The sequence below is a fragment of the Lentzea sp. genome (genome assembly GCF_036380075.1).
In the GTDB taxonomy this organism is placed as follows: Bacteria; Actinomycetota; Actinomycetes; order Mycobacteriales; family Pseudonocardiaceae; genus Lentzea.
On record NZ_DASVFL010000104.1, the window covers coordinates 91,561 to 103,856 of the forward strand.

Annotated in this window: 14 protein-coding genes and 1 pseudogene; 7 read left to right on the plus strand and 8 right to left on the minus strand. The window is 71.3% G+C overall.

Going from position 1 to position 12,296, the window contains the following annotated elements:
• The first annotated feature begins 27 nt into the window (after positions 1-27).
• Positions 28-396, plus strand: a complete 369-nt coding sequence (locus tag VF330_RS13070; protein ID WP_330851829.1) for an STAS domain-containing protein — start codon at positions 28-30, stop codon at positions 394-396.
• On the opposite strand, the gene VF330_RS13075 is transcribed toward VF330_RS13070, so the two are convergent.
• The gene (locus tag VF330_RS13075) at positions 374-814 is read right to left on the minus strand and encodes an ATP-binding protein (protein ID WP_330851830.1); all 441 of its coding nucleotides are present in this window, start codon (positions 812-814) and stop codon (positions 374-376) included. The two genes, VF330_RS13070 and VF330_RS13075, sit on opposite strands and share 23 nt — an antisense overlap.
• A 216-nt stretch (positions 815-1,030) precedes the next feature.
• Here VF330_RS13075 and VF330_RS13080 point away from each other — a divergent pair, with 216 nt between their 5' ends.
• The 3 genes from VF330_RS13080 to VF330_RS13090 all read left to right on the plus strand — a co-directional run bounded on the left by VF330_RS13080 (position 1,031) and on the right by VF330_RS13090 (position 4,812).
• The gene (locus VF330_RS13080; RefSeq protein WP_330851831.1) at positions 1,031-1,498 is read left to right on the plus strand and encodes an SRPBCC family protein; all 468 of its coding nucleotides are present in this window, start codon (positions 1,031-1,033) and stop codon (positions 1,496-1,498) included.
• 310 nt (positions 1,499-1,808) lie between these two features.
• Positions 1,809-3,095, plus strand: a complete 1,287-nt coding sequence (locus tag VF330_RS13085) for an ABC transporter substrate-binding protein (protein WP_414675372.1) — start codon at positions 1,809-1,811, stop codon at positions 3,093-3,095.
• 118 nt (positions 3,096-3,213) lie between these two features.
• On the plus strand, positions 3,214-4,812 hold the full coding sequence (locus VF330_RS13090; protein WP_330851832.1) for a cellulase family glycosylhydrolase: 1,599 nt from the start codon (positions 3,214-3,216) through the stop codon (positions 4,810-4,812).
• 52 nt (positions 4,813-4,864) lie between these two features.
• On the opposite strand, the gene VF330_RS13095 is transcribed toward VF330_RS13090, so the two are convergent.
• The 5 genes from VF330_RS13095 to VF330_RS13115 all read right to left on the minus strand — a co-directional run bounded on the left by VF330_RS13095 (position 4,865) and on the right by VF330_RS13115 (position 7,994).
• Positions 4,865-5,143, minus strand: coding sequence for a PRC-barrel domain containing protein (locus VF330_RS13095; protein ID WP_330851833.1), 279 nt, complete (start codon positions 5,141-5,143; stop codon positions 4,865-4,867).
• Positions 5,130-5,504, minus strand: coding sequence for a hypothetical protein (locus tag VF330_RS13100; RefSeq protein ID WP_330851834.1), 375 nt, complete (start codon positions 5,502-5,504; stop codon positions 5,130-5,132). The genes VF330_RS13095 and VF330_RS13100 overlap by 14 nt, the downstream gene beginning before the upstream one ends.
• A 2-nt stretch (positions 5,505-5,506) precedes the next feature.
• Positions 5,507-6,736, minus strand: a complete 1,230-nt coding sequence (locus VF330_RS13105; protein WP_330851835.1) for an NRAMP family divalent metal transporter — start codon at positions 6,734-6,736, stop codon at positions 5,507-5,509.
• Positions 6,733-7,188: a hypothetical protein gene (locus tag VF330_RS13110; protein ID WP_330851836.1), complete on the minus strand. Its 456-nt coding sequence runs from the start codon at positions 7,186-7,188 to the stop codon at positions 6,733-6,735. Before VF330_RS13110 ends, VF330_RS13105 begins: the two co-directional genes overlap by 4 nt.
• Before the next feature lie 71 nt (positions 7,189-7,259).
• Entirely contained in the window at positions 7,260-7,994 is a 735-nt protein-coding gene (locus VF330_RS13115; protein WP_330851837.1) for a hypothetical protein, read from the minus strand.
• Positions 7,995-8,227: 233 nt separating this feature from the next.
• On the opposite strand from VF330_RS13115, the gene VF330_RS13120 reads away from it, so the two are divergent.
• The 3 genes from VF330_RS13120 to VF330_RS13130 all read left to right on the plus strand — a co-directional run bounded on the left by VF330_RS13120 (position 8,228) and on the right by VF330_RS13130 (position 11,822).
• Positions 8,228-10,636, plus strand: coding sequence for a penicillin-binding protein (locus VF330_RS13120; RefSeq protein ID WP_330851838.1), 2,409 nt, complete (start codon positions 8,228-8,230; stop codon positions 10,634-10,636).
• 68 nt (positions 10,637-10,704) lie between these two features.
• Entirely contained in the window at positions 10,705-11,217 is a 513-nt protein-coding gene (locus VF330_RS13125; RefSeq protein WP_330851839.1) for a CGNR zinc finger domain-containing protein, read from the plus strand.
• The gene (locus VF330_RS13130; RefSeq protein WP_330851840.1) at positions 11,214-11,822 is read left to right on the plus strand and encodes an RBBP9/YdeN family alpha/beta hydrolase; all 609 of its coding nucleotides are present in this window, start codon (positions 11,214-11,216) and stop codon (positions 11,820-11,822) included. Before VF330_RS13125 ends, VF330_RS13130 begins: the two co-directional genes overlap by 4 nt.
• 6 nt (positions 11,823-11,828) lie before the next feature.
• Here VF330_RS13130 and VF330_RS13135 read toward each other — a convergent pair whose 3' ends face one another.
• Complete coding sequence (locus VF330_RS13135) at positions 11,829-12,014, minus strand: hypothetical protein (protein ID WP_330851732.1); 186 nt, start codon at positions 12,012-12,014, stop codon at positions 11,829-11,831.
• A gap of 26 nt (positions 12,015-12,040) precedes the next feature.
• Positions 12,041-12,296 (minus strand): annotated as a pseudogene (locus tag VF330_RS13140) (MFS transporter); the annotation flags it as partial.

A 12,296-nucleotide genomic window follows, 5' to 3' on the forward strand; every position in this document is an offset into this window, starting at 1 on the left:
CGTCAGCCGCGTCGGTGGAGGTGGACGATGAGCGACAGCCTCGAACGCCCGCAGCTCGCGCAGGCGCGGGTCTCCGTCGAGGACGGGGTCGTCGTGGTCACGCTGACCGGCGAGGTCGACCTCGTGAACGCCGAGGAGGTGCGGGCGGCTCTCCAGGCGCGGCTGGACGCGCGTCCGGCCGGGCTCGTGGTGGACCTCGCGGTGGAGTTCCTCGGCTCACCGGGTCTCGCGGTGCTCGTGGAGATCGACCGCGACGCGGCCCGCCAGGAGGTGCCGTTCGGCGTCGTGGCGTCGACGAGGGCCGCCGCGCTCCCGCTGGTACTCACCGGCCTCGACGACGCGCTGCGGGTGTTCGGCAGCGCGCCGGAGGCGGTCAGGTCGTTGCGGACGGGCTGAGCCCGCACCCGTCGCCCCCGTCCGGGCAGGCCACCAGGGCGAAGACCGTCTTGCCGCCCTCGCAGGGCCGGGTGCCCCACTCGCGGGCGAGGTTGTGGACGACCACGATGCCGCGGCCGCGGGTGTCGCTGATCCGCGACCGGCCTTGCACGGGTTCGACCGGCGACGAGTCGTCGACCTCGATCGTGACCTCGCACAGGCTCGCGTGCCGCAGCACGCGGAGGTGGCCGGCGCCGGGCGTGTGGTCGAGCACGTTGTTCACCAGCTCGGTGACGACGAGCAGCACGTCGTAGCGGTGGTCCTCGCCCAGGTCGCGCAGGGCGGCGGAGAGGTGCCCGCGCACCGCCGAGAGCGCGATGGCCGCGTCGACGGGCACGTCGAGCACCACCGCGCCCGCGCCTTCGTCGACCGTCGTCACCCAGTGCTCCCGCTCGTGCGTGCTGAACGTGCTGCCCGCACGCTACCGGTAGGAGACGCGGCGGGAGACGTCGGCGTTGCTCTGGGATGTGGGGAGCGTCAGACCCCTGGGTCGTTTCTGAGTCGATTTTCGGGGTACCGCTGTATCGACGGGTGATCGACCTCGCGGCTTCGGTCACCCCGCTCCACGTTCATCGACAGCAGGGAGTCGCACGTCATGAGCACGATCACCAAGTCCGTCGACGTCGAGGCCGACGTGACCAGCGTCTACAACCAGTGGACCCAGTTCACCGAGTTCCCGCGGTTCATGGAGGGCGTCGACCGGATCGAGCAGCTCGACGACACGCACACCCGCTGGACCGTCAGCATCGCCGGGGTCAAGCGCGAGTTCGACGCCACGATCACCGAGCAGCACCCGGACGAACGGGTCGCCTGGCGTTCCGACGCGGGTCCCGACCACGCGGGTGTGGTGACCGTGCACCGCCTTGACGACGCCCACACCCGCGTCACGGTACAGATGGACATCGACCCGGACGGGTTCGTCGAGAACGTCGCCGACAAGCTCGGCATCCTCGACCGCCGCGTCCAGGGAGACCTGGACCGCTTCAAGACGTTCATCGAGAGCCACGACGGCACCGAGACCGGTGGTTGGCGCGGAGACGTCGACCGGCCCGCCCAGTCGTGACGACGAGGGCGGACTGACCGCCGCGGTGCTCCCGCCGATGCCAGGTGGGGACTTGTTCTCGGCCGGGAGCACCGCGGCACCTCCGGCCGGCACGGCCGTCCCGCCGGCGACGGGCCCGAGGCGCTCGAGAATCTACTCGACAAAGCGCCGAATCGGCCGTTTCATACTGGGAGCGTTCCCGACCGAACACGCTCCGCAACCCTTCTGACCTGCATGGCGAGGCTGCTTGACACCTCGGCGCGGCGATATGAGACTCCCAAAGCCTGGGAGCGCTCCCAGCTTTGCCACCGCCGTCAGAGGAGTTTTCACCGTGCGTCCCCGCCACTGGGTCACCGTGGTGGTCTGCGTCGCCGTGTCCGCCACCGTCGCTTCCTGCGGCACCGCCGGAACCGCGAACCGGACCGCCGACGGCAGAACCGAGCTGACCATCGCCACGTTCAACGAGTTCGGCTACGAGGAGCTGTTCGCGCAGTACGAGGCCGAGCACCCCGACGTCAAGATCACGCAGCGCAAGACGGGCCAGGGAGGCCCGCACCACCAGAACCTCTTCACCAAGCTGGGCGCGGGAGCGGGGCTCGCCGACGTCGAGGCGGTCGAGGAGGGCTACCTGAGCCAGGTGATGGCGAAGGCCGACCAGTTCAACGACCTCAAGGAGATCGGGCCGGCAGAGGTCACGGCGGACCGTTGGCTGAAGTGGAAGGCCGATGCCGCGACCACCAGGAACGGCAGGCTGATCGGCTACGGCACGGACATCGGCCCGCTGGCCATGTGCTACCGCAAGGACCTCTTCGCCAAGGCCGGGCTGCCGTCGGACCCCGACGCCGTCAAGCGGCTCTTCACCACCTGGGACAGCTACTTCGCGGCGGGCGACCAGTTCGTCGCGAAGGTGCCGGGGGTCGCGTGGTTCGACAGCGCGGCGCAGATCTTCAACGCCATGCACAACCAGCACGACGTCGGCTACTTCGACGCCTCCGACGAGCTCGTCGTCGACTCCAACCCGGCCATCCGCGCCGACTGGAACGTCGTGACCGCGGCCGTCGCGAAGGGACAGTCGGCGAAGCTGCCCGCCTTCAGCACGGAGTGGAACACCGGGTTCAAGCTCGGCAGGTTCGCCACGAAGACGTGTCCGTCGTGGATGCTCGGCGTCATCGAGGCGCAGGCGGGGCCGGAGAACGCCGGCAAGTGGGCCGTCACCGACGCGTTCCCCGACGGCGGCGGCAACTGGGGCGGCTCGTACCTCACCGTGCCGAAGCAGAGCAAGAACGCGAAGCAGGCCGCCGAGCTCGCCGCCTGGCTGACCGCGCCGGAGCAGCAGATCAAAGCGTTCCAGGCGAAGGGCACGTTCCCCAGCCAGATCGACGCCCTCGAGAACCGGGCGCTGCTGGAGCACGTGAACACCTACTTCGACAACGTCAAGGCGGGCGCGCTGTTCGCCGCGCAGGTGCAGAAGGTCAAGGCCGCGCAGCACAAGGGCCCCGCGGACGGCCAGCTCCAGGACAACGTGTTCAGCCCGGCGCTGCAGTCGGTCGAGCAGGGCAAGCGCCAGGAGGAGGCCTGGAACACCGCCGTCCAGGAGGCGCGGAAAGCGGCCAAGTGACCGGTTCGACTCGAATTCGACCGTCGAAAGTGGACCGGCTTCCGGGCCGTGCTTGACCCCCTCCGAGGCCGTCTGGATTCTGGGAGCGCTCCCAGAACTCAGGGCCGAAGGAGAGCGGATGAAGCGGCGGCACAAGCTTTTCGGCGCGCTGGTCGCGGCAGTGGTGGCCGCGAGCGGCGTGGCCACCATCGCCACGGCCGGGCAGGTCCCGGCCGTGGCAGCGGCGGGCGGCACGGGCACCGGGTACCTGCACACCAGCGGGAACAAGATCCTGGACAGCACGAACGCCACGGTCCGGCTGACCGGCATCAACTGGTTCGGCATGGAGACCGACAACAAGACCTTCCACGGCCTGTGGGCCAGCCGCACGTGGCGCCAGCAGCTCGACCAGATGGCGCAGCTGGGCTACAACACGCTGCGCGTGCCGTTCTCGAACGACTCGGTGAAGCCCGACGCCAAGGCGACCGGCATCAACGACTACACCAACCCCGACCTGGTCGGGCTGTCGCCGCTGCAGATCCTCGACAAGGTGATCGACTACGCGGGCCAGAAGGGCATGCGCGTCATCCTCGACCGGCACCGGCCGACCAGTGCCGGCCAGACCGCCCTCTGGTACACGGCGGGCGTGCCGGAGACGACGTGGATCAACGACTGGAAGACCCTGGCCCAGCGCTACGCGGGCAACACCACGGTCATCGGCGCCGACCTGCACAACGAGCCGCACGCCGAGGGCACCAACCCCGCCGCGGCCGGCTCGTGCTGGGGCTGCGGTGACACCGCCCGCGACTGGCGGCTGGCCGCCGAACGCGCGGGCAACGCGATCCTGAGCGTCCAGCCGAACTGGCTGATCTTCGTCGAGGGCGTGAGCTGCCCGAGCGGCGGCCTGTCGAACGTCTGGGACGGCGACCCGTCCAACGACGAGGACTGCGGCTGGTGGGGCGGCAACCTGTCGAAGGCCGGCCAGTTCCCGGTGCGCCTGTCCGTGCCGAACCGGCTGGTGTACTCCCCGCACGAGTACGCGACCTCGGTCTACAACCAGCCGTGGTTCAGCGCTCCGGACTACCCCGCCAACATGCCCGCGATCTGGGACAAGTACTGGGGTTACCTGTACAAGCAGAACATCGCGCCGATCATGATGGGCGAGTTCGGCACGACGCTGGCCAACCCGGTCGACAAGGTGTGGCTGGAGAACCTGATGGCCTACACCGGCACCGGCGTCAACGGCATGTCGTTCACCTACTGGTCGTGGAACCCCAACAGCGGTGACACCGGCGGCATCGTCGGCGACGACTGGACCACGGTCAACCAGGCGAAGCAGAGCATCCTGCAGCCCTACCTCATCCCCCCGGCCGGCGGCGGTCCCGGCACGACGACCACTACCACCACGACCACCACCGGGGGCGGCACCGGTGCCTGCAAGGCGGTCTGGAAGCTGGACAACTCCTGGCAGGGCGGTTTCCAGGGCTCGCTGACCGTCACCAACACCGCGACGAGCGCCGCCAACCCGTGGAAGGTCGCGTTCACCCTCAGCGGTGCCACCGTCTCCAACGGCTGGAACGGCACCTTCGCCCAGAGCGGCAGCACGGTCACGGTGACCGCGCCGTCGCACAGCCCGTCCCTGGCAGCGGGAGCGTCCGTGTCGCTCGGGTTCACCGCCACCGGCACGGCGAGCACCCCGTCGGCCGTGACGCTCAACCAGGCGGCCTGCACCTCGTAGCCCAAGCGCGAGTGGCCGGGGTGCGCCACCGGGAACGGCGGCGCACCCCGGCCTACCGCGAGCCGTCCCCGGCCGACCAGTCGACTTCGTCCCAGCCGACCTCCCGCGTGCCGCGGTGCAGCACGCGGGAGAACCGGTCGAACACCCACGGCGGCCGGCCGCCCGGCCGTTCGAACCCGAGCAGGCGGCCGCGCCACCGCGGCGTCACGAGGACCTTCACGACGCGGTGCCTGCCGTTCTCGTCCACCTCGGTGAGCAGGTCGGCCACCCGGCCGAGCGGCCGGCCCTCGCGGTCGTGGACGGTGCGCCCGAGCAGGTCACCGGCCAGCATCATCGGCTCCCGGGATGCGTCCGATCACGTTGTCCCGCAACCACAGCTCCAACGCGGGGGTGTCGAGCAGCTCGTGCCGGACGTCGAGGCGCAGCGCGCTGCCGACCTCGGCGACCCGGTCGAACGGGATGCGCAGCGGCCGCGGGTCGCCGGTGGCGTGCAGCCGCCGGGCGACGGCGGCCATGCACCGGCCCAGCACCCCGCCGATGCGCCTGCCCAGCGCGTGGTGGCCCACGAGGACGGCGGCCACGAACGGCCTGCCGTCCTCGCCGACACCGAGCTCGACGTCGTCGGCCTTGCCGACGAGGTAGCCGTCGAGGTCGACGATCTGGCGGTCCAGCAGGTCGAAGTCGATCCGCACGCTCAGCCTCCCATTCCGGTCAGGAACATCAGCGGCACGGCCGCGACCGCCGCCACGAGGATGATCACCAGGTACGTCACGCCCAGCGCGTTGGTGAAGCGGCCGTTGACCTGGTCGCCGAGGTAGTCGCGGTCGTTGGCGACGATCAGGATCGGCAGGTAGGTCAGCGGCAGCGCGACCGCGCTGAACACCAGCGAGTACTCCGTGATCGCGATCGGGTCGGCGGTGGTGAGCAGCAGCGCGACGCCGAGCAGGATGCTGACCAGCACCACGACGTGGAACCGGGCCGCCTGCCGCGGCCGCACGAGCTTGCCCCACTGCCAGCCGAAGTACTGCGCCACGGTGTACCCGGCCGACAGGCCGGTCTCCAGCGCGGCACCGAAGGTCGCCGCGAAGAACCCGAGGATCACGACCGCGAGCCCGAGCTTGCCGAACGCCATCGCGACCGGCAGCGCGGTCTGGCTCAGGGCGTCCACCCGGATGCCCGCCGGCTCGTAGACCACCGCCGCGCACGCCATGATCGCGAGCGACAGCAGGCCGCCCAGCGGGAAGCCGACGAAGACGTTCACCCGCTCCGTCGCGAGGTCGCGGCGCGACCACCTCTCCTCCACCGCACCCGAGGAGAAGAAGAACACCTCGTACGGCGTCATGGCCGCGGCGAACAGGGCGACGACGAAGAAGCCGTAGGTGCCCCAGTCCTCGGCGGGTGGGGGCGCGAACGTCGTCACCTGGTCCGCGAGCCGCTCCCACGGCGGGTCGAGCGCGAAGAACGCCACGACGAACACCACCAGGGCGAGACCGGCCAGGCCGAAGACGCGTTCCATCGGCTCGAACTTCACCCGCCACAGCACGACCCACAGCACGAACGCCGCGATCGGCACCCACAGCAGGTAGTGCACGCTGGTCGCGAGCTGGATCGCGAGCGCGACACCGCCGATCTCCGCGCTGAGCGTCAGCAGGGTGACGAGGTAGGAACCCGCGAGGTTGGCCAGGGCGACGCGCGGGCCGAGCCGTTCCCGCACGAGGTCGAACACCGGCCGCCCGCTCACGGCGGCGACCCGGCCGGACATCTCGGCGTAGACGCAGATGCCGATGACACCGACCACCACGACCCACGCGAGCCGCATGCCGAAGCGGGCACCGGTCTCCGAGTTCGCCACCAGGTCGCCGATGTCGACGAAGCCGCCGATGGCGGTGAGGATGCCGAGGGTGACGGCCAGGAGCCGCTTCACCGCAGGCCGTCCAGCACCGCCGCGAGCTTCTCCCCCGTGCCGGCGAGCCCGTCCACGGCCTCCGTCGCGGTGGCCCGGTCGTCCTCGGCGAGGCCGGTTCCGAGGTCCCCGATCTGGCGGACTGACTCCTGCAGCAGCGGCAGCACCTCGTCCCGCAGCTTCTGGGAGTCCTGACCGGGGACCGGCAGCTCGGCGAGGTCCGACAGCGCGGTCGCCACGCTCTCGCGGGTGTCCTCGAGGACCGTCGACTCGTACGAAGCGAACGTGCCGTCCCGCAAGGCGGTCTGCCCCGCGAGCCGGGCGGTGCCGACCGAGGACACCGCGTCCTGGACGCCGGTCTCGACGGCGGACCGGAACCCGTCGTCCGTCTGCGGCCGCACGCCGATCAGCACCAGTGCCAGCAGCACCGCGCCCAGCCCCACCAGAACCGCCCACCCTCGACGTGTTCGCACGAGGCCCGCTTACCCTCTCGAAGGCGCGTCAAACGCGGCCGTCCGGTCTCGGTCGGCAGACGATCCGCGGATCAGGCCTGGCAGCCGCAGCGGTAGTGCCGCCCGGCGCCGAGGCGGTCGATCACGTCGTGCGCCGGCACCGGTTCGAACCCGAGCAGCGCCTCGCGTTCGAAGGAGTCACCGCTCGGCACGGACCCGCGCGTCCACACGAAGAGCTCGATCCGGCAGTCCGGGTGCTCCGACTCCAGCCGTGCCACGACGGCGTCGCGCGCGTCGACCGTGGACACCCCGCCCTCCGGCGACTCGGCGGCGACGACCGCGACGAGGTGGGTGTCGTCCTCGCGCCAGAGGTGCAGGGCGCGGGGTTCGTGGCCCGGCAGGTCCGAGAACGTCCACCGCGGATCGTCGCGGACCAGCTCCGGCTCGGGCTGACCGGCCACGCCCCTGGTCCCGCTGGTGCCGCGGGCGCACCGCAACCGCGCGAACTGCCGCAGCAGCGCCCGGCGGACCGGTTCGACCTCGGCGACGAGCGCGGCGAGCTCGTCGAGTCCCGGGGCGTCCGGGTGGTCGCGGCGCCACCGCACCAGCTGCCGGACCATCGTCGCGTGCGCGGCGCCGACGTCGTGGTACTCCTCCTCGAGCTGGTCGCACCACGAGCAGTCGGCCTGCTCCGGCGTCATCCCCGCCAGCTCGCGGGCGAGGGCGCGCGCCTCGCCGAGTTCGGCGCGCAGCCCCGCCAAGGCCACGGGCAGCATCTCGATGCCCAGCTCCGAAGGCTGCGGACCAGCCGGTTGTTCGAATCCCACAGCCAGCACGATACGAACGCGCGCGCCGCCGCGGATGGTCAACACACGCGTGCGCCGCAAGTCGGCCAATCTTCGTCCGATGTGGACGCTGCACCGACACCGGCGGGTGACGAACTTCGTTGCACCACACGGTGTGTGACGAACTCCGGGCTTCGGGTTCATCCGAAGCGGGCGACTGACGGCGCGGTCGACGGGTAACCGGCCGGAGCCGCATCGACAGAGGGAGTCCGTCCTTGGACCGCACGAAGATCGCGTCCTGCGCCGGCAGGCTGGCGGGGCTCTGCCTGCTCGCCGGGGTGTTGCTCGCGGGCATGCTCTTCCCCGTCACCGCGTCGCTGGGAGCGCTCTCCAACGAGCTGAGCGACCAGGTGAGCTCCACCCTGGCGACGATGATGGGCACCGACCCGCCGTTGATGACCACGGTGACGGACAAGAACGGCACGCCGATCGCCCACCTGTACGACCAGTACCGGGTGCGGACACCTCCGGACAAGATCTCGCCGCACATGAAGAACGCGTTGCTGGCCATCGAGGACCGCCGCTTCTACGACCACCACGGCGTCGACTGGCTGGCGTCCGCGCGGGCTGCGGCCAGGAACAACGCCAGCGGATCGGTGGAGCAGGGCGCGTCGACCCTGACCCAGCAGTACGTGAAGAACTACCTCGTGCACGTGCTCGCGCGCACCGACAGGAGCGCGCAGCGCGCCGCGCAGGAGCAGAGCATCACGCGGAAGCTGCGGGAGGCGCGCATCGCCGTGGGGCTGGAAGCCGCGCTGGGCAAGGACGAGATCCTCGCCCGCTACCTCGACCTCGTGCCGTTCGGCTCGACGATCTTCGGCGTCGCCGCCGCCGCGCAGGCCTACTTCGGCACCACACCGGACCGGCTGACCGTCCCGCAGGCCGCGATGCTCGCCGGCATGGTCAACAGCCCGACCGCCCTCGACCCGGAGACGAGGCCGGAGAAGGCCTTCGAACGCCGCAACGTCGTGATCGACGCGATGGTGGCGGACGGGAAGCTGTCCGGGGCCGAGGCGGTGCGGCACAAGTTCGCGCCACTCGGCCTGAGCAAGCCGGTCCGTCCACTGCAGACCGGATGCGTCGGCGCGGGTCCGGCGAACGGCTTCTTCTGCTCGTTCCTGGTGCGGCACCTGACCGAGGCCGGGTTCAGCCTGGAGGAGCTGAAGATCGGTGGCTACCGGATCGAGACCACGCTCGACCCGGAGGTCACCGGGCACGCCAAGCGGGCCGTCGAGGCGCAGGCGCCGAAGAACACGCCCGGCGTCGCGAACACCATGGCCGTCGTGCGGCCCGGCAAGGACCGGCACGAGGTCGTGGCGTTGGTGGCCAACCGCGACTACGGCTTGGACGCGGAGAGGTTCCAGACGCAGTTCGACCTGCCCAGCGGGGTGGAGAACAAGTTCGGCACCGGGTCGGTGTACAAGATCTTCACCGCGGCCGCCGCGCTGGAGAAGGGGATCGGCGTCGACACGGTGATCCCGTCGCCGACCACCTACACGTCGAAGGTGTTCAAGGGCGGCGGCACCGCGTGCCCCGCGACGGGCGAGCCGGACACCCGCTGGTACTGCCTGGCCAACCACAACGACCGCTACCCCGCGCGGATGACGTTGCGGCAGGCGCTCGCCACCTCGCCCAACACGGCGTTCGTGGTGCTGGAGGAGAAGACCGGCGTCGACGCCGCGGTGGACATGGCGTCGCGGCTCGGCATGCGCCGGACCATAGCCACGAACATCGCCGGGGTGGAGCCGAGCCGGAAGCAGCCCAGGGACCTGCGGGTGTCCCAGGCGGAGTACTACGCCGGCAACGCCAACGCGTCCTTCACCCTCGGGCCCGCGCCGTCGAGCACGCTGGAGATCGCGAACGTCGCCGCGACGATCATGAGCGGCGGCACGTGGTGCGAACCGACGCCGATCCGGCGCGTGTTCGACCGCGACGGCAGGCCCGTGCGGCTCACCGGCACCCCGTGCGACCAGGCGGTGCCGGAGCAGCTCGCCAACGCGCTCGCCGTCGGGCTGAGCGAGGACACCAAGGGCATCGGCACGTCCGCGGCGGCGGCGCGCAAGGCCGGCTGGACGCGGCCGATGATGGGCAAGACCGGCACGACCGAGGAGTACAAGTCCGCCGCCTACATCGGGGCCACGCCGGACTACGCGGGTGCGGTGCAGGTGTTCAACGACAGCACTTCCCCGAAGGGCATCTGCATCGGCGCCGGACCGCCCCGGCTGTGCGCCGAGGGCAACATCTACGGCGGCACCGTCCCCGCCGCCACCTGGTTCGACACGATGGTGAAGGTCCACGCCGGCCTGCCGGAGAAGCCGCTGCCGCGGGCCGAGGACCGCTACCTGCACGGCGACACGCGCATGCGGGTCCCCGACGTCGTCGGCACGGAGGTCACCAGGGCTGCGGCGATGGTGCGCGACGCGGGCTACCAGGTGCGGACGGTGTCCGTCAGCTCGTCGAGGCCGCGGGGTGCGGTGGTCGCGCAGTCGCAGCAGGGCGTCTCCTTCCGCGGCACGCCGGTCGTGCTGTCCGTGAGCAGCGGGCCTCCCCCGCCCACGCCTCCGTCGCCGGAACCGTCGTCCGCGCCGTCTTCCGCGCCGTCTTCTGCGCCGTCGCCGGGCTGACCGGTACGAGCTTGTTTACCGGTTGGCGCCTCGGTAACGTGAGCCCACCCCGGGCGGAGGAGGTGCTGGTGACCGAGGACGAGGACCTGCTGCTGGCCGTGCTCAACAGCGCCCCGGTCGTCGGCGGCACCCGCACCGAACAGCTCGCGGGCGCCCCGGGAAGGGCGCTGGCCCGGCGCTTCGACGGCACCGGCAGCCCGGACGAGCTCGAGCACCTCCGGGGCGTGCGCGACGCCCTCCAGGACCTGGTCCGCGGGCACGACACGACGAGCACGCTGAACGCACTGCTCGACGGCGCCGCCCTCGTTCCCGAAGCGACGCCGACCGGTCTGGAGTGGACCCTCACCACACCGCCGGACCGCCGCCTGGCGGTCCGGGTCGCGCTCGCGTGGTCGCGGGTCGAGCAGGAGGCGCCCGGCCGGCTGCGGGCGTGCGCGAACGCGGAGTGCAACCTCTTCCTCGTCGACCACAGCCGTCCGGGCACCGCGAAGTGGTGCTCGATGGCCGTCTGCGGGAACCGGATCAAGAGCCGGACCTACGCCGGCCGCAAGCGAACGACACCCCCGAGGAAACCCGCATGAACGACTTCTCCCCGTCCCGGCGCTTCCTGCTGCTGCACGGCCTGGACAACCACCGCCCCCGCGGGCACTGGATGTGGTGGCTCGCCGAGTCGCTGCGCGGGCGCGGCGAGCAGGTGCTGTACCCGCAGTTCCCGGCGCCGTCCCAGCCTTCCCCGCAGACCTGGACGGACCTGCTGCACGCCGAGCTGGCGCAGCTCGGCGACCGGGAACGGGTCGTGGTGGCCCATTCACTCGGCACCGCCCTGTGGCTGCGGGCGTCGCAGTCGTTGCCGGAGGAGCTGCGGGTGCACCGGGTCCTGCTGGTGTCGCCGCTCGGCGACCAGGCGTTCACGGCGGAGAACCGCAACGAGGAGTTCTCCCCGCGCGATCTCGACCCCGAGCGGATCGCCGCCGCCTCGACCAAGTCGACGAGGGCGGTCGTCTCGACCACCGACCCGTACACGCCCGTCGAGGCGTCCGCGTGGGGCGCGGAGCTCGGCATCGAGGTCGACTTCCTCGACGGCGCCGGGCACATCACCCCCGGCGACGGCTACGGCCCGTGGCCCGGCGTCCTGGACTGGTGCCTGGACGACGCGGTCCCGGTGCGCGGCATCACTCCCGCCTGACGGCGGTCACCTGCGCTTGGGCCACGGGACCAGCAGCAGAACACCGGCGCAGACGCAGATCAGCCCGATCGTCGTCCACAGCTGCTGGCCGGTCATGAAGCTGCCACCGACGTACCCCAGCCCCTGCGCGGTCCACAGACCGCCGAGGAGGATCAGCACGACTCCGAGCCCGACGAACACTTTCCTGCTCATACCGCGCAGCCTAGTGGTGCGAGGCGCTACGACGGTTCCACAGCGGACCGCGGACGGCCCGCCGCGACCGCCACCGCGACCTGGGCGACGGCGAGCACGCCCACGACGAGCAGCGACGCCGTCCACGTGCCGGTGCGCTCGGCGAGCAGTCCGGCGACGACCGGTCCGAGCGCGGCGAGCAGGTAGCCGAGCGACTGGGCCATGCCGGACAGCTGCGTCGTCCCGTGCTGGCCGCGGCCGCGCAGGCTGATCAGCGAGAGCGCCACGACCAGCGACGCGCCC